Raw genomic sequence first — 15,915 nt, forward strand, 5'->3', positions numbered from 1 at the left:
GGAGCGGCGATCACTTCACCGGCGGCGGCATGTCGTCGGGCGCGTCCGGCGCACCGGCGTCCGGGCCGGCCGGCGGCGGCATGTCCATGCTGGCGCGCTGGGGCCGGCCGTGATGGCCGCGCGGCGCCGGCTCGTCGAGCATGGCGCGCTGTTCGGGCGTCAGCACGGCGTAGAGCTTCTGCAGTGCTGGCAGCGTCGCCTTGCTGCGGTTCAGTTCGGCCTCCAGCCGCTTCACCTTCAGCGTTTCACGGGTCACGATGTCGGGCGGGCCGGGGGGCTGATCGGCCTTCGCCGGAACGGCGGCGACGCAGGCATCGCGATTGGTCGCCTCGGCCGCCTCGACCGCCGCCTTGTAGTCCTGCCATGCGGGCTTCTGCGCCTCGGTCGGGGCAAGGCGGGTCTCGAGATAGGTCAGTTTCGCCGCGGCCCCGGCATATTGCCGCTTGCAGCGATCGGCCATGCGCTCGGGGGTCATCACGCGCTCGGCCCGGGGCTTGTGCCCGCCGTCGGGCGGCGAGCCGGCAAGACCAAGGCCGGTGCCGGCGGCGGTCGCCCCCATGAGGGCGGCGAAGCCGAGCGCGGCCAGCGTCATACGTTTCATCGGGAGTTCCTTCTGTGTCCTGAAGCGGGGGCCCCTTCGCTTCAAGAAACGAAAGACTGCCGTGTTTCCTGCGCGGCGGTCAGGCGACCGCGCGCCAGACCACGAGAAACAGGATGGCACCGAGCACGGAAATGCCGATCGAGCGCAGATCGAGGCTGCTCGCTTCGCCCCAGCCGATCCTGGAGCCGATGTAGCCGCCGATGAAGGCGCCGACGATGCCGACGATGGTGGTCCAGATCAGGCCACCGCCATCGTGACCGGGAACCAGAAATTTCGCGATCAGGCCGGAAATCAGCCCGAGAACGATCCATGACAGCCAACCCATGACGATCTCTCCTTCTATCCCGGCGCGGCGCGGCGCCTGTTCAGTCAATGGCGCCACGGCCGGGCAGTTCCACACTCCCGCCTTGCAAGGGCGGTTGCAAGACGGCACATCTGCGCCATATTCCCTATATGGGCATTCGACCGATCCTGCGCATGGGCCATCCCGTGCTGCGCCGCGCCGCCGACCCCGTGGGCGATCCCACGGCCCCGGTGGTGCGCGCCCTCGTCGCCGACATGGTCGAGACCATGCGGGCCGCGCGTGGGCGGGGCATCGCCGCGCCGCAGGTCGGCGTGTCGCGCCGGCTGGTGATATTCCATGCCCCGCTCGGCGACGAGAATGCCCGGGGCATCGACGACGCGCCCCTGACCGTGCTGGCCGATCCGGTGATCGAAATTCTGGACCCGGCGCAGGAACTCGACTGGGAAGGCTGCCTGTCCGTGCCCGGCCTGAAGGGACTGGTGCCGCGGGCCCGCCACATCCGCTATCGCGGCTTCGACCTCGATGGCCGCCTGGTCGAGCGCGAGGCGCGGGATTTCCACGCGCGGGTGGTGCAGCACGAATGTGACCATCTCGACGGCATCCTCTATCCCCAGCGGATGACGGATCTGTCGAGCTTCGGCTTCGTCGACGCCGACAATTTCGAGGACTGAGTTTCATGACCGATGCCACGGCCGACGATCTGGCCCTTCGCCTGCTCGACGCCATGATGATGCATGTGCCCTTCGACGGCTGGTCGCAGGCGGCGATCGACAATGCGGCGAAGGACCTCGGCGTCGATCCCCTGCTGGCGCGCAATGCCTTGCCGCGCGGCGCTTTCGACGCCATCGCCCTGCATTCGGCCCGCGCCGACAAGCGGATGATCGAAGCACTGCAGGCCAGGGGCCTCGATGGCCTGAAAATCCGCGAGAAGATCGCCCTCGCCGTCCGCACCCGCCTCGAGCAATGCGAGGCGGAGCGGGAATCGGTGCGCCGGGCCGTGCAGTTCCTTGCCCTGCCGCCGGGCGCGCCACTGGCCGCGCGCCTGCTCTACACCACGGTCGACGCCATCTGGCGCGGCATCGGCGATGCCTCGGGGTCCGAGGACTTCAGCTTCTATTCCAAGCGGGCGATTCTCGCCGGGGTCTATTCCGCCACCCTCGCCTTCTGGCTGCAGGACGACAGCGAGGGCCGGGCCGAGACCTGGTCCTTCCTCGACCGGCGGATCGACAATGTGATGCAGCTGGGCAAACTGCGCACGCGGGTCGATCCGCTGCTGAAGGCGCTGCCGTCACCGCTTTCCGCCCTGATGCGGCTGCGCGACGCGGTCAGCAGCCGCAAGGCGGGCTGATCGAGCCAAATTGACGCAGACAGGGGTCTTTGTCCTTATGTAGGCGTTGACCATATTTGGACTAGCCTTATTCAATAAGCGATCCGCCATTGCGATCGCTTGCCGGCAGTTTGCTGCGCCTCTGCTTTCGAGGGGTGAACCATGGTTAGTCAGCTGCCCTTCTCCCCGAGCCGACCGGCCGCGCCGCCCGGCATGGCCCGCGGCCCGGCCACAGGCGCCAGCGCCGAGAGGGCCGAAATGGCCCTTTACGGCATTTACGAGATTTCGAAGCTGCTGGCGATGCCTGCCCGGCTGGAGGTCAATCTCGCCGGCGTGCTCTCGCTGCTTTCGTCCTTCCTCGATATGCGGAACGGGCTGATCGCGCTGCTCGACGATACCGGCGCGCCCGAGGTCGTCGTTGGCTCCGGCTGGTCGGAGGCGACGGCCAAACGCTATTTCGAGCGCCTGCCCGAGCGGGCGATCGGCCGCATCGTCGTCACCCAGACCCCGCTGGTGGTCGAGAATGTCGCCTATGACCCCTTGTTCTCGGAGGTCGATTTTTCGACCTGGGGGCCGCGCGGCGTTTCCTATTCCTTCATCGGCGTGCCGATCAAGGTCGAGGACAAGGTGGTCGGCACCCTGACCATCGACCGGAACTGGAGCGGGCTGCCCCATTTCCGCTTCGACCAGGATGTCCGTTTCCTGACCATGGTGGCCAATCTGGTCGGCCAGTCGGTGCGGCTGCAGCGCCTGATCGCCCAGGACCGCCAGCGCCTGATCGCCGAACAGCACCGGCTGGCCAAGGCGGTCGAGGATACGGTGCGGCCCCTGCGCCCCATCGCCGCCCCGACCGAGAGCCACGGCATCGTCGGCGACAGCCCGGCGATCAAATCCGTTCTGGACAAGGTGCGGATCGTCGCCCGCTCCCATACCACCGTGCTGTTGCGGGGCGAATCCGGCACCGGCAAGGAATTGTTCGCCCAGGCCCTGCACGAGATGTCGCCGCGCAAGAACGCGCCCTTCGTGAAGCTGAACTGCGCCGCCCTGCCGGAAAGCGTGCTCGAATCCGAACTCTTCGGTCACGAGAAGGGCGCCTTCACCGGCGCCCATGCCCTGCGCAAGGGCCGCTTCGAGCTGGCGGACGGCGGCACCCTGTTCCTCGACGAGATCGGCGAGATTTCGGCGATGTTCCAGGCCAAGCTGCTGCGCATCATTCAGGAAGGCGAATTCGAGCGCGTGGGCGGCTCGAAAACGATGAAGACCGACGTCCGCCTGATCGCGGCGACCAACCGCAATCTGGAAGAGGCGGTGGCCAAGGGCGAGTTCCGCGCCGATCTGTACTACCGGATCAGCGTGGTGCCCCTGTTCCTGCCCCCCTTGCGCGACCGGCCGAGCGATATCCCGAAGCTGGCCCGCGAGTTCCTGCGGCGTTACAACGACGAAAACGCCACCCGCCTCGCCCTGACCGACGAGGCCTTGCAGGTTCTGACCGGCTGCTATTTCCCGGGCAATGTGCGCGAGCTGGAAAACTGCGTGCGACGCACGGCGACCCTCGCCCATGGTCCGAATCTGACCGGGCGGGACTTCGCCTGTCGCAACGACGGCTGCCTGTCGGCCATGCTGTGGAAGTCGACCGCGCGGGAAGTCGTGCCGCCCGCCGGTTTCCAGCCGCTGCCGATCGCGCCCCAGGCCGCGCCACGCCCGGCCCAGGCCCCGGCGCCGACCGCCGCCGCGCCCGAGGCGGAATGGCCGACCGGCTGCCCCGCGCCCGGCAATTGTCCCGCCAGCGCCGCCGACGGCAAGTCGGAGAAGGAGCGCCTGGTCGAAGCGATGGAAACCGCCGGCTGGGTCCAGGCCAAGGCGGCGCGCCTGATGGGTCTCACCCCGCGCCAGATGGGCTATGCCCTGCGCAAGCACGACATTCCGATCAAGAAATTCTGATGCGACACCCCCGACGTTTTGTCGGGGGTGCGACACGGCGGTCCGACAAAACGTCGCCCCCCTGACAGACGCGATTTCGCGTCGCCAGCGATCACCCAAACAAATCAAATACTTGCCCCCTTGGCACGCTGCTTGCGAAGGGGGTGAGCGGGGATCTCTTGCGACGGAGGAAGAGCGTGGCACAGTTGATACCGCTCGGCAGCCTGGGGGCGCCGACTTCGGCCGAAACCATGCGTGAGGCCCTTTCGGGCGGCGGATGCTCGTCGTCTTCCTGCGGCTCGTCCGACGGCGCGGGCGACCTCCCGCCCGAGCTGTGGGACCGCATCAAGGACCATCCCTGTTACTCGGAAGAGGCGCATCACTATTTCGCCCGGATGCATGTCGCGGTGGCGCCCGCCTGCAACATCCAGTGCAACTACTGCAATCGCAAATACGACTGCGCGAACGAAAGCCGCCCCGGTGTCGTCTCCGAGAAGCTGACCCCCGAACAGGCCCTGGGCAAGGTGATCGCGGTCGCCAACGAAGTGCCGCAGTTCTCGGTCCTCGGCATCGCCGGGCCGGGCGACTCGGCCTATGACTGGCGGAAGACCAAGGCGACCTTCGAGCTGGTGTCGCGGGTGATCCCGGACGTGAAACTGTGCCTGTCGTCCAACGGCCTCGCCCTGCCCGATCATGTCGACGAGATCGCCGGCATGAACATCGACCACGTCACCCTGACCATCAACATGGTCGACCCCGAGGTCGGCACGAAAATCTACCCCTGGATCTTCCACCGCGGCAAACGCTGGACCGGGCTCGACGCGGCGAAAATCCTGCACGAGCGCCAGATGGAGAGCCTCGACCTCCTCAAGGCGCGGGACATTCTCGTCAAGGTGAACTCGGTCATGATCCCGGGCATCAATGACGAGCACCTGATCGAGGTGAACAAGGTGGTGAAGGGCAAGGGCGCCTTCCTCCACAACATCATGCCGCTCATCTCCGATCCCGCCCATGGCACGCATTTCGGCCTGACCGGCCAGCGCGGCCCGACCGCGATGGAGTTGAAGGCGCTGCAGGACAGACTGGAAGACGGCACCAAGCTGATGCGCCACTGCCGCCAGTGCCGGGCCGATGCCGTCGGCCTGCTGGGCGAGGACCGGGGCCAGGAATTCAACCTCGACCTGCGGCCGGAAGAGGTCGTCTACGATCCCAGCCAGCGCGAGACCTACCGCGAGATCGTCGCCGTGGAGCGGGGCGAACATGTCGCCGTGCGCAAGGCCGCCAGCGCCGAAGTCTCGGGCCTGCAGGCCGGAGCCTCGGTCCTGGTCGCGGTCGCGACGCGGGGCGGCGGCCGCATCAACCAGCACTTCGGCCATGCCACCGAATTCCAGGTCTATGAAGCCTCGGCCAAGGGGGTCGCCTTCATCGGCCACCGCAAGGTCGAGCAATATTGCGAAGGCGGCTGGGGCGAGGACGCGACGCTGGACGGTGTCATCGCTGCCCTCGAAGGCGTCACGGTCGTGCTCTGCGCCAAGATCGGCGACTGCCCGAAGGACAGCCTGACCGCCGCCGGCATCGAGGCGACCGACGAACACGCCTACGACTGGATCGAGGCCGGCATCGCCGCCTGGTATGCGGCGCGTTACGCCCCGGCCGAACAGCTTCTCACCGCCTGACCCCATCCCGACGAAAGGAACCCGACCATGGCCTACAAGATCATCGCTTCCCAATGCACCGGCTGCTCGGCCTGCGAATTTGAATGCCCCAACGCGGCGATCCGCATGAAGGGCGACATTTTCGTGATCGACCCCAACAAATGCACCGAATGCGAAGGCCAGTTCGACAGCCCGCAGTGCGCCGCCGTCTGCCCGGTGCCGAAGACCTGCGTCCCGGCCTGAGCCACCGCCCCGAGGGCCGGTCATGGAATTGGCGGGGGAGTTGACGGGCGAGGCGCTCGACTGGCTGGGCCGGCCGGTATCCTGCCGGTCGTGCCCGCATGAGGCGATGCATCGCGACGGCCGCTGCCGCAAGGGCAAGACCTGCGTGCGCGACCGCCGCGCCCGCCGGGTCGAGCGCTTCTTCATCGACCACCCGGAGCTGGCCGGCCAATACCTCGACCATCCTTATTTCGAGGTGCGGGCGATCGCGGCGAAATATGTCGATCTGTTCCGGCTGCCGCCCCTGCTGGCCGATCCGGAGCCGGAAGTTCGGGCGATGGCCGCGCTGCGCCTGCCGGCTGGCCGTGTCGCCCCCCTCGCCCATGACCCGGACCGGCGCGTGCGCATCGCCGTCGCCAGCCGGCTGAGCGGCAAGCCCCTGCTCGATATGCTGGGGGACGAGGACTACTACGTCCGCCTGATCACCGTGCGCCGCCTGCCGCCGGAATTGCTGCCCGCCGCCATGGCGGACGAGGAAGCGGAGGTGCGCCGCTGGGTCGCCCGCCGCCTGCCGGAACACCGCCTGATCGACATGGCCTTCGACGCCGACCCCATGGTCCGCCAGGAGGTCGCGGAGCGGCTGGAGCCGAGACGCCTCGGCCTCTTCGCCGACGACGCCGACCTGCGCGTCCGTTTCACCGCCGCCGAGCGCATCCCGGTCGAGGGCCTGATCGGCTTTCTGGGCGATAGCGATCCGCTCATCCGCGAAACCGTCACGCGGCGTCTCGCCGCCCGGGAGGAATGATCATGGGCCTTGGCCGCGAAGAAGAGATCGAAACCCGGGGACCGCCCGCCTTCAAGCCGGGCACCAAGGTCCGGGCGACGAAATACGTGAAGAACGACGGCACCTTCGCCGGGCGCGACGTCGGCGAGATCCTGATCCGCAAGGGCGATGAAGGTTACATCCGCGACATCGGCATGTTCCTTCAGCGTTACTATATCTACGCGGTCGAATTCATCGACCGGGGCATCGTCGTCGGGATGCGCCGGCGCGAGCTGATTTCCCTCGACGATCTGCCAAAGGAAGGCCAAGGCCGATGAAAGTCATGATCCGCAGGGCCGCCACGGGCCTGTCCGTCTATGTCCCCAAGAAGGACCTCGAGGAGCATGTGACCGAGACCGAGCACGAGGCGCTGTGGGGTGGCTGGGTCCGCCTCGCCAACGGCTGGATACTCGACCTGCCCGAGATGGCGGCCGATACCCGCCTGCCGATCACCATCAACGCGAAGAAGCGCGGCGGGGAGGATTGAGCCATGAACGCCGCGGTTCCCCCCCTGCCGCTGGCCGACCGCGCCAGCGTGCTGCCCGCCATCCGCAAATGCCTGGCCGAGGAGCGGCTGGTGCCCTTCCTCGGCGCCGGCATCGCGGCCCTGTCGGCGCCGGTCGTGCCGACCGATTACGACGCGCTGGCCGCCGCCCTCGGCAAGCGCGTCGCCCTGCCGAAACGGGCCCGCGGCAACCCCTGGGCCTCCGCCCAATATATCGAGAGCAGCCGGCACCGCTCCAGCCTCGACGCGCTGCTGCGCGAGATTTTCGCCGCGCCGGTCGCGCCCGGGCCGCTGCACCGCTTCCTGGCCGGCCTGCATCTGCCGCTGATCGTCGACAGCTGGTACGACGGCGCCATGCGCGCCGCCATGGAGGACGTGCTCGACTGGGGCGAAATCCAGGGCATCACGCGCGCCGGCATCGGCGAGGACCGCTGGTTCCGCGCCTATGACCGCAAGGGCGCGGAAACGCCGGTGGTGAACGCCGGGGGCTGGGCCACCCTCCTGTACAAACCCCATGGCGCCATCGCGCCTGTCGGCAATTTCCTGCTGGCCGACAGCGACTATGTCGAGGTCCTGACCGAGATCGACATCCAGAACCCGATCCCTGACGCGGTGAAACTGCGTCGGCAGGGCCGCGGCTTCCTGTTCCTTGGCTGCCGCTTCCACGACCAGCTGCTGCGCACCTATGCCCGACAGATCATGAAGCGCAGCCGCGGGCCCCATTTCGTCGTCATGGGCGACACCGAACTGACCCGGAATGAAATCCGCTTCCTGCGCGGACAAGGCATCACCCCCATTGGCGGCAGTCTCGCCGATTTCGTGAGCGAACTCGTCGCCTGACCCCATCGTCAGGGCGAGACCTGGAAATCCCGGCGGCGACGCCGGGATTTCTGTTTTCGAGGGACAGCCGCCCGTCACCCGGAGCATTACGCGCGGCCCGGCGACCGACCCGACAGGCCTGTCGGATTTTGTCGGGGTTGCAACAGCGGTGTCGGGCCCCGCCACAAGCCGCCAACCCGACATAACATATTGATTTTCAATATTTTTTTACCCTGAACGGCACTTGGCACGCCCCGTGCAAAGAAGGGAATGCGAGGCGAGATGCCCGCGTGATCATTCCCGAACGAGACAGGATACGAACATGAGCGCACTTCGTCAGATCGCGTTCTACGGGAAGGGGGGCATCGGCAAGTCCACCACTTCCCAGAACACCCTCGCCGCGCTGGTCGAGATGGGTCAGAAGATCCTCATCGTCGGCTGCGACCCCAAGGCGGATTCGACCCGCCTCATTCTGAATTCCAAGGCCCAGGACACCGTCCTGTCGCTCGCCGCCGAAGCCGGTTCGGTCGAGGACCTGGAACTCGAGGACGTGCTGAAGCTCGGCTACAAGGGCATCAAATGCGTCGAGTCCGGCGGTCCGGAACCGGGCGTCGGCTGTGCCGGCCGCGGCGTCATCACCTCGATCAACTTCCTCGAGGAGAACGGCGCCTATGACGATGTCGATTACGTCTCCTACGACGTGCTCGGCGACGTGGTCTGCGGCGGCTTCGCCATGCCGATCCGCGAGAACAAGGCCCAGGAAATCTACATCGTGATGTCGGGCGAGATGATGGCGCTCTATGCCGCCAACAACATCGCCAAGGGCATCCTGAAATACGCCCATTCCGGCGGCGTGCGCCTCGGCGGGCTGATCTGCAACGAGCGCCAGACCGACCGCGAGCTCGACCTCGCCGAAGCCCTGGCCAAGCGCCTGAACTCCAAGCTGATCCATTTCGTGCCGCGCGACAATATCGTGCAGCACGCCGAGCTGCGCCGCCAGACGGTGATCCAGTACGCCCCGGACAGCCAGCAGGCCGCCGAGTACCGCCAGCTCGCCCAGAAGATCCATGCCAACTCGGGCCAGGGCACCGTCCCCACCCCGATCACCATGGAAGAGCTGGAAGACATGCTCCTCGACTTCGGCATCATGAAGACCGAGGAACAGCAGCTCGCCGAACTCGCTGCCAAGGAAGCGGCCAAGAAGGCCGCCGCCGCGCAGTAACCAGTGACATCCCCGGCCGCCACAGGGTGGCCGGGGGCACGATCCGGCACCAAGGAGGGCATCATGAGCCTCGATTATGAAAACGATTCGGAATTCCATGCCCGCCTCATCGAGGAGGTGCTGGAAGCCTACCCCGACAAGTCCCGCAAGCGCCGCGCCAAGCACCTCTCGGTCGCCAAGACCGTCGAGGGCGAAGAGGCCGCCGAGCCGCTGACGGAATGCGACGTCAAATCCAACATCAAGTCGGTCCCCGGCGTGATGACCATCCGCGGCTGCGCCTATGCAGGTTCCAAGGGCGTGGTCTGGGGCCCGGTCAAGGACATGGTCCACATCAGCCATGGCCCGGTCGGCTGCGGCCAGTATTCCTGGTCCCAGCGCCGCAACTACTATATCGGCAAGACCGGCGTGGACACCTTCGTGACCATGCAGTTCACCTCCGATTTCCAGGAGAAGGACATCGTCTTCGGCGGCGACAAGAAGCTGGAAAAGATCATCGACGAGATCGACGAGCTGTTCCCGCTGGCCAAAGGCACCTCGATCCAGTCGGAATGCCCGATCGGCCTGATCGGCGACGATATCGAAGCGGTCGCGCGCAAGAAGAACAAGGAAACCGGCAAGACCATCGTGCCCGTGCGCTGCGAGGGTTTTCGCGGTGTTTCCCAGTCGCTCGGCCACCATATCGCCAATGACGCGATCCGCGACTGGGTCTTCGACAAGAAGGATGTCGAGTTCGAGGCCGGCCCCTATGACGTCAACGTCATCGGCGACTACAACATCGGCGGCGACGCCTGGGCCTCGCGCATCCTCCTCGAGGAGATGGGCCTGCGCGTGGTCGGCAACTGGTCGGGCGACGCGACCCTGGCCGAGATGGAGCGCGCGCCGAAGGCCAAGCTCAATCTCATCCACTGCTATCGCTCGATGAACTACATCTGCCGGCACATGGAAGAGAAGTATAATATTCCATGGATCGAATATAACTTCTTCGGTCCCTCGCAGATCGCCGCCTCGCTGCGCGCCATCGCGGCGCAGTTCGACGAGACGATCAAGGAAAACGCCGAAAAGGTCATCGCCAAGTACCAGCCGCTGGTCGATGCCGTGATCGCCAAGTACCGCCCGCGTCTCGAAGGCAAGTCGGTCATGCTCTATGTCGGCGGCCTGCGCCCCCGCCATGTCATCACCGCCTACGAGGACCTCGGGATGCAGATCGCCGGCACGGGCTATGAATTCGCCCATGGCGACGACTACAAGCGCACCGGCCACTACGTGAAGGACGGCACCCTGATCTATGACGACGTGACCGGCTACGAGCTCGAGAAGTTCATCGAGAACATCCGCCCCGACCTGGTCGGCTCGGGCATCAAGGAAAAATACCCGGTGCAGAAGATGGGCATCCCGTTCCGTCAGATGCACTCGTGGGATTACTCGGGCCCCTATCACGGCTACGACGGCTTCGCCATCTTCGCGCGCGACATGGACCTCGCGATCAACAACCCGGTCTGGGGCCTGTTCAAGGCCCCCTGGACCAAGGCTGCCTGAACCGGAAGACCGCGGGGCGTGCCTTCGGGCCGCCCCGCCCCCCAGACCAGACAAGGAACTGACCCATGCCCCAGTCCGCTGAAAAGGTGCTCGACCACGCACCGCTGTTCCGCGAACCCGAATATCGGGAAATGCTCGCGAAGAAGAAGGCCCTGTTCGAGAACATGCCGGCGGACGACGTCGTGCAGAAGACCGCGGACTGGACCAAGTCGTGGGAATACCGCGAGAAGAATTTCGCCCGCGAAGCCCTGACCGTGAACCCGGCCAAGGCCTGCCAGCCGCTGGGCGCCGTCTTCGTCGCCGCCGGCTTCGAGAAGACCATGAGCTTCGTCCATGGCTCGCAGGGCTGCGTCGCCTATTACCGCTCGCACCTGTCGCGTCACTTCAAGGAGCCGTGTTCGGCGGTCTCCTCGTCGATGACCGAGGACGCGGCGGTGTTCGGCGGCCTGAACAACATGATCGACGGCCTCGCCAACACCTACGCGCTCTATGACCCGAAGATGATCGCGGTCTCGACCACCTGCATGGCGGAAGTGATCGGCGACGACCTGCAATCCTTCATCCAGAACGCCAAGAACAAGGGCTCGGTCCCGCAGGATTTCGACGTTCCCTTCGCCCATACCCCGGCCTTCGTCGGCAGCCATGTCACCGGCTACGACAACATGCTGAAGGGCATCCTCGAGCACTTCTGGAAGGGCCAGGAGTGTAACCCGGGCACCTCGATCAACATCGTTCCCGGCTTCGACGGTTTCGCCGTCGGCAACAACCGCGAACTGAAGCGGATGCTGGACCTGATGGGTGTCGACTACACCATCCTGTCCGACGTCGCCGACCAGTTCGACACCCCGTCGGACGGCGAGTACCGCATGTATGACGGCGGCACCACCATCGACGCCGCCAAAGCCGCGCTGAACGCCAAGGCGACCCTGTCGATGCAGGAATACTGCTCGATCAAGTCGCTGGAATATGCCGCCAGCCTCGGCCAGGAAACCGCCTCGTTCCATTATCCGATGGGCATCGCCGGCACCGACGAATTCCTGATGAAGGTCTCCGAGATTAGCGGCAAGGAAGTCCCGGAAGAACTGACCAAAGAACGCGGCCGTCTGATCGACGCCATGGCCGACAGCCAGGCCTATCTCCACGGCAAGACCTATGCGATCTTTGGCGATCCGGACTTCGTCTACGCCATGGCCCGCTTCATCCTCGAGACCGGCGGCGAGCCGAAGCATTGCCTCGCCACCAACGGCAACAAGGCCTGGGAAGCCCAGATGGCGGAGCTCTTCGCCTCCAGCCCCTACGGCGCCGGCTGCAAGGCCTGGGGCGGCAAGGACCTGTGGCACCTGCGCTCGCTGATGGCGACCGAGCCGGTCGATCTGATGATCGGCAGTTCCTACGCGAAATATCTGGAACGCGACCTGGACACCCCGTTGATCCGGCTCAGCTTCCCGATCTTCGACCGTCACCACCACCACCGTTTCCCGGTCTGGGGCTATCAGGGCGGCCTGCGGGTCCTCGTCACGCTGCTCGACAAGATCTTCGACAAGCTCGACAGCGAGACCATCGAGGCCGGCGTCACCGACTATTCCTACGACCTGACGCGGTAACGAGCAACGTCGCCCCGGCCCGCGCCGGGGCGACGCCCCCTTTCGGTGGAGAGCGGCAACAACGACAGGAGCAGGATCATGAGCGACGCCTTGAAAGCCAAGATCGCCGATGTCTTCAACGAGCCGGGCTGCGACAAGAACGCGGCCAAGGACGCGAAGGCGAAGAAGAAGGGCTGCTCCAAGCCGCTGACCCCCGGCGCGGCCGCCGGCGGCTGCGCCTTCGACGGCGCCAAGATCGCCCTGCAGCCGATCACCGATGTCGTCCACCTGATCCACGGCCCCCTCGCCTGCGAGGGCAATTCCTGGGACAATCGGAACTCTGCCTCGTCAGGGCAGAAGACCTATCGCGTCTCCTTCACCACCGACCTTTCCGAACTCGACATCGTCATGGGCAATGGCGAGAAGCGCCTGTACCGCGCGATCAAGGATGCCATCGCGCAATATGCGCCGCCCGCCGTCTTCGTCTATCAGACCTGCGTGCCGGCGACCATCGGTGACGACATCGACGCCGTCTGCCGCCACGCCAGCGAGAAATTCGGCACGCCCTGCATCCCCGTGAACGCACCCGGTTTCGCCGGCTCCAAGAACCTCGGCAACAAGCTGGCCGGGGAGGCGCTGCTCGACCATGTCATCGGCACGCGCGAGCCGGAATTCACCACGCCCTGCGACATCAACATCATCGGCGAATACAATCTCTCGGGCGAACTGTGGCAGATCAAGCCGCTGTTCGAGGCGCTGGGCATCCGCGTGCTGTCCTGCATGTCGGGCGACGGACGTTACGAGGAGATCGCCACGGCGCACCGCGCCCGGGTGAACCTGATGGTCTGCTCCACCGCGCTGATCAATGTCGCGCGGAAGATGGAGGAGCGCTGGGGCATCCCCTATTTCGAATGTTCCTTCTACGGCATTTCCGACATGAGCGCGACGCTGCGCACCACCGCGCGCCTCCTCGTGGAACGCGGCGCGCCCGCCGATCTGATCGCGCGGACGGAAGCCCTGATCGCCCGCGAGGAGGCCCATGCCTGGTCCCGCATCGAGCCCTGGCGGGACGAGCTGAAGGGCAAGCGCGTGATGCTTTATACCGGCGGCGTGAAGTCCTGGTCCATCGTCGCCGCCCTTCAGGAAATCGGCATGGAGATCGTCTACACCTCGGTCCGGAAATCGACCGAGGAGGACAAGGAACGGGTCAAGGCCATCATGGAAGACCCCCATATGGTCGAAAGCGTGCCGCCCCGCGAGATGTACGCCCAGCTGAAGCGCGGCGATGCCGATATCCTGCTGTCCGGCGGCAAGAGCCAGTTCGTCGCCCTGAAGGCCAAGGTGCCCTGGCTCGACATCAATCAGGAACGCCACCACGCCTTCGGTGGTTACGACGGCATGGTCACCCTGGTGCGGGAGCTGGCCAAGTCGTTGCACAACCCGGTATGGCGCGACATCAACCGGCCGGCGCCCTGGGACCTGCCGAATGCCGCCTTCCCCTTCGCCGAAATCGAACCCCGGCGCGTTTGAGGGAGGCTGACATGGCAACCATCCGCATCCCCAAGAAGAACCTGTCGGTCAATCCGCTGAAATCGTCCGCGCCCATGGGGGCGGCGCTGGCCTATCTCGGCATCGACGGCGCGGTGCCGCTGTTCCACGGCAGTCAGGGCTGCACCTCCTTCGCCCTCACCCTCGCGGTCCGGCACTTCAAGGAAGACATGCCGCTGCAGACGACGGCGATCGACGAAGTCTCGACCGTGCTTGGCGGCGCCGATCATCTGGAAGAGGCGCTGATCAACCTGACCAAGCGCATGAAGCCGAAATTCGTCGGCATCGCGACCACCGCCCTAGTCGAGACGCGGGGCGAGGATTTCGTCGGCGACCTGCAAGGCATCATCGCCCGGCGCGACGAACTGGCGGAAACGAAGATCGTCCTCGCCTCCACCCCCGATTTCGCGGGCGCGCTGGAGGACGGCTGGTCGAAGGCGGTCACCGCCATGATCGAGGCCCTGGTCACGCCCGGCGACCGGCGCGACAACCCCTTGCGCCAGATCAATGTGCTGCCCGGCGTTCACCTGACCTCGGCCGATATCGAGGAACTCCGCGAGACGATCGCCGCCTTCGGTTTCACCGCCGTCGTCTTGCCCGATGTCTCCGGCTCGCTCGACGGCCACGTGAACGATGCCTATTCCGGGCCGACCAGCGGCGGCACGAGGCTGGGCGACATCGCCGAGATGGGCCGGGCCCTGCACACGATCGCCATCGGCCACCACATGCGCGCGCCCGCCGAGGCGCTGCAGGGCCTGACCGGCGTGCCGACCACGCTGTTCGCCAGCCTGACCGGCCTTGCCCCTACCGACAGCCTGATCACCCTGCTGTCCCACCTTTCGGGCCAGCCGGTGCCGGCCAGTGTGAAACGGCGGCGGTCTCAGCTGCTGGACGTCATGCTGGACGGCCATTTCCATTTCGGCGACCGGCGCGTCGCCATCGCCGCCGACCCGGATCTGCTGCACGGCCTTGCCCTGTTCTTCGGCGGTCTCGGTTCGGAAGTCGTCGTCGCCGTCGCCTCGACCGGCAATTCGCCCGCCCTCGCCGATATCCCGTCGGACGAGGTGATCGTCGGCGATCTCGCCGATTTCGAGGCCGCGGCCGCCGCCAACGGGGCAGAGCTGCTGGTCACCCATGCCCATGGCCGTCAGGCGGCGGAGCGCCTCGGCCTGCCGCATTACCGGGCGGGCTTTCCGATCTTCGACCGGCTGGGGGCGCAGCACCGCTGCACCATCCTCTATCGCGGCACCCGCGACCTGATCGTCGACATCGCCAATCTCTTCATCGCCGCGCGGCCCGAAAAGCGCCCGGCCGATTTCGCTGACGTGCTGGCGCCCGTGCCCGCGTCGCTCAAGGGGGAAACAACCCATGCGCCGACTGCAACTTGTTGAGACCGAACCCGTGCCGGTAACGGACAGCGTGCCGCGCCTGCGCATCGCCATCGCGACGCAGGACATGAAAGCCCTGAACGCCCATTTCGGCTCGGCGAAGAAATTCGCCGTCTACGACGTGACCCCGCTGGAAAGCCGCTTCGTCGAGGCGGTCGAATTCGGCACCGTCTCGGATGAATCCGGCAAGCATCGGAACGAAGGCGATGACCGCATCGGCCCCAAGGTCGATGCCCTGCGCGGCTGCAACCTGCTGTTCTGCCTCGCCATCGGCGGGCCGTCGGCGGTCAAGGTGGTGAACGCCCGCATCCATCCGGTGAAACTGTCGGCGCCCGAGCCGATCGAGACGGTGATCGCCAAGGTCCAGACCATGATGGCCGGCAACCCGCCGCCCTGGCTGCGCAAGGTGATGATGGCGCAGCAGGAACGCTCGATGGATTTCCTGGACGAGGAGGATTGACC

17 protein-coding genes are annotated in these 15,915 nt (G+C 66.1%); 15 read left to right on the forward strand and 2 right to left on the reverse strand.

Annotated features, from left to right (window positions below; all coding sequences use genetic code 11):
• Positions 1 to 10: 10 nt before the first annotated feature.
• Positions 11 to 601, reverse strand: coding sequence for a Spy/CpxP family protein refolding chaperone (locus DKG74_RS05285; protein WP_109903361.1), 591 nt, complete (start codon positions 599 to 601; stop codon positions 11 to 13).
• A gap of 79 nt (positions 602 to 680) precedes the next feature.
• A complete protein-coding gene (locus tag DKG74_RS05290; protein WP_109903363.1) occupies positions 681 to 926 on the reverse strand; it encodes a GlsB/YeaQ/YmgE family stress response membrane protein in 246 nt (81 codons plus the stop codon).
• Between the two features lie 128 nt (positions 927 to 1,054).
• On the opposite strand from DKG74_RS05290, the gene def reads away from it, so the two are divergent.
• The 15 genes from def (at position 1,055) to nifX (ending at position 15,913) form a co-directional block, all read left to right on the forward strand.
• Positions 1,055 to 1,576, forward strand: coding sequence for a peptide deformylase (gene def, locus DKG74_RS05295; RefSeq protein WP_109903365.1), 522 nt, complete (start codon positions 1,055 to 1,057; stop codon positions 1,574 to 1,576).
• Positions 1,577 to 1,581: 5 nt separating this feature from the next.
• Positions 1,582 to 2,253, forward strand: coding sequence for a COQ9 family protein (locus tag DKG74_RS05300; protein WP_109903367.1), 672 nt, complete (start codon positions 1,582 to 1,584; stop codon positions 2,251 to 2,253).
• Positions 2,254 to 2,394: 141 nt separating this feature from the next.
• A complete protein-coding gene (gene nifA, locus DKG74_RS05305) occupies positions 2,395 to 4,173 on the forward strand; it encodes a nif-specific transcriptional activator NifA (RefSeq protein WP_341475845.1) in 1,779 nt (592 codons plus the stop codon).
• Positions 4,174 to 4,403: 230 nt separating this feature from the next.
• On the forward strand, positions 4,404 to 5,828 hold the full coding sequence (gene nifB, locus DKG74_RS05310) for a nitrogenase cofactor biosynthesis protein NifB (protein WP_165837559.1): 1,425 nt from the start codon (positions 4,404 to 4,406) through the stop codon (positions 5,826 to 5,828).
• Positions 5,829 to 5,855: 27 nt separating this feature from the next.
• On the forward strand, positions 5,856 to 6,050 hold the full coding sequence (locus DKG74_RS05315) for a 4Fe-4S dicluster domain-containing protein (RefSeq protein WP_109903373.1): 195 nt from the start codon (positions 5,856 to 5,858) through the stop codon (positions 6,048 to 6,050).
• 22 nt (positions 6,051 to 6,072) lie between these two features.
• Positions 6,073 to 6,834 (forward strand): 4Fe4S-binding leucine-rich repeat protein, encoded by a 762-nt coding sequence (locus DKG74_RS05320; protein ID WP_109903375.1) that lies wholly within the window; start codon positions 6,073 to 6,075, stop codon positions 6,832 to 6,834.
• Between the two features lie 2 nt (positions 6,835 to 6,836).
• Positions 6,837 to 7,130, forward strand: a complete 294-nt coding sequence (locus DKG74_RS05325; RefSeq protein ID WP_109903377.1) for a nitrogen fixation protein NifZ — start codon at positions 6,837 to 6,839, stop codon at positions 7,128 to 7,130.
• Entirely contained in the window at positions 7,127 to 7,339 is a 213-nt protein-coding gene (gene nifT / locus DKG74_RS05330; RefSeq protein WP_109903379.1) for a putative nitrogen fixation protein NifT, read from the forward strand. The genes DKG74_RS05325 and nifT overlap by 4 nt, the downstream gene beginning before the upstream one ends.
• A gap of 3 nt (positions 7,340 to 7,342) precedes the next feature.
• A complete protein-coding gene (locus tag DKG74_RS05335) occupies positions 7,343 to 8,197 on the forward strand; it encodes an SIR2 family NAD-dependent protein deacylase (RefSeq protein WP_109903381.1) in 855 nt (284 codons plus the stop codon).
• 301 nt (positions 8,198 to 8,498) lie between these two features.
• On the forward strand, positions 8,499 to 9,398 hold the full coding sequence (gene nifH, locus DKG74_RS05340; protein ID WP_109903383.1) for a nitrogenase iron protein: 900 nt from the start codon (positions 8,499 to 8,501) through the stop codon (positions 9,396 to 9,398).
• A 63-nt stretch (positions 9,399 to 9,461) separates the two neighbouring features.
• On the forward strand, positions 9,462 to 10,934 hold the full coding sequence (gene nifD, locus DKG74_RS05345) for a nitrogenase molybdenum-iron protein alpha chain (protein WP_109903385.1): 1,473 nt from the start codon (positions 9,462 to 9,464) through the stop codon (positions 10,932 to 10,934).
• Positions 10,935 to 10,999: 65 nt separating this feature from the next.
• Positions 11,000 to 12,538 (forward strand): nitrogenase molybdenum-iron protein subunit beta, encoded by a 1,539-nt coding sequence (gene nifK, locus DKG74_RS05350; RefSeq protein WP_109903387.1) that lies wholly within the window; start codon positions 11,000 to 11,002, stop codon positions 12,536 to 12,538.
• Between the two features lie 78 nt (positions 12,539 to 12,616).
• A complete protein-coding gene (gene nifE / locus DKG74_RS05355; protein ID WP_109903389.1) occupies positions 12,617 to 14,047 on the forward strand; it encodes a nitrogenase iron-molybdenum cofactor biosynthesis protein NifE in 1,431 nt (476 codons plus the stop codon).
• An 11-nt stretch (positions 14,048 to 14,058) separates the two neighbouring features.
• Entirely contained in the window at positions 14,059 to 15,456 is a 1,398-nt protein-coding gene (gene nifN / locus DKG74_RS05360) for a nitrogenase iron-molybdenum cofactor biosynthesis protein NifN (RefSeq protein ID WP_109903391.1), read from the forward strand.
• On the forward strand, positions 15,434 to 15,913 hold the full coding sequence (gene nifX / locus DKG74_RS05365; RefSeq protein ID WP_109903393.1) for a nitrogen fixation protein NifX: 480 nt from the start codon (positions 15,434 to 15,436) through the stop codon (positions 15,911 to 15,913). Before nifN ends, nifX begins: the two co-directional genes overlap by 23 nt.
• Positions 15,914 to 15,915 lie beyond the last annotated feature (2 nt).

Origin of the sequence: Zavarzinia aquatilis, assembly GCF_003173035.1 — a bacterium.
GTDB classification, from domain to species: Bacteria; Pseudomonadota; Alphaproteobacteria; order Zavarziniales; family Zavarziniaceae; genus Zavarzinia; species Zavarzinia aquatilis.

Bases quoted from the DNA above. Each gene is read 5' to 3' on its own strand.
- DKG74_RS05285 (WP_109903361.1), bottom strand. From the start codon at position 601: ATGAAACGTATGACGCTGGCCGCGCTCGGCTTCGCCGCCCTCATGGGG.
- DKG74_RS05300 (WP_109903367.1), top strand. From the start codon at position 1,582: ATGACCGATGCCACGGCCGACGATCTGGCCCTTCGCCTGCTCGACGCC.
- nifB (WP_165837559.1), top strand. From the start codon at position 4,404: ATGCGTGAGGCCCTTTCGGGCGGCGGATGCTCGTCGTCTTCCTGCGGC.
- nifK (WP_109903387.1), top strand. From the start codon at position 11,000: ATGCCCCAGTCCGCTGAAAAGGTGCTCGACCACGCACCGCTGTTCCGC.
- nifT (WP_109903379.1), top strand. From the start codon at position 7,127: ATGAAAGTCATGATCCGCAGGGCCGCCACGGGCCTGTCCGTCTATGTC.
- nifH (WP_109903383.1), top strand. From the start codon at position 8,499: ATGAGCGCACTTCGTCAGATCGCGTTCTACGGGAAGGGGGGCATCGGC.
- nifA (WP_341475845.1), top strand. From the start codon at position 2,395: ATGGTTAGTCAGCTGCCCTTCTCCCCGAGCCGACCGGCCGCGCCGCCC.
- nifE (WP_109903389.1), top strand. From the start codon at position 12,617: ATGAGCGACGCCTTGAAAGCCAAGATCGCCGATGTCTTCAACGAGCCG.
- DKG74_RS05315 (WP_109903373.1), top strand. From the start codon at position 5,856: ATGGCCTACAAGATCATCGCTTCCCAATGCACCGGCTGCTCGGCCTGC.
- DKG74_RS05335 (WP_109903381.1), top strand. From the start codon at position 7,343: ATGAACGCCGCGGTTCCCCCCCTGCCGCTGGCCGACCGCGCCAGCGTG.
- DKG74_RS05325 (WP_109903377.1), top strand. From the start codon at position 6,837: ATGGGCCTTGGCCGCGAAGAAGAGATCGAAACCCGGGGACCGCCCGCC.
- DKG74_RS05320 (WP_109903375.1), top strand. From the start codon at position 6,073: ATGGAATTGGCGGGGGAGTTGACGGGCGAGGCGCTCGACTGGCTGGGC.
- DKG74_RS05290 (WP_109903363.1), bottom strand. From the start codon at position 926: ATGGGTTGGCTGTCATGGATCGTTCTCGGGCTGATTTCCGGCCTGATC.
- nifD (WP_109903385.1), top strand. From the start codon at position 9,462: ATGAGCCTCGATTATGAAAACGATTCGGAATTCCATGCCCGCCTCATC.
- nifX (WP_109903393.1), top strand. From the start codon at position 15,434: ATGCGCCGACTGCAACTTGTTGAGACCGAACCCGTGCCGGTAACGGAC.
- nifN (WP_109903391.1), top strand. From the start codon at position 14,059: ATGGCAACCATCCGCATCCCCAAGAAGAACCTGTCGGTCAATCCGCTG.
- def (WP_109903365.1), top strand. From the start codon at position 1,055: ATGGGCATTCGACCGATCCTGCGCATGGGCCATCCCGTGCTGCGCCGC.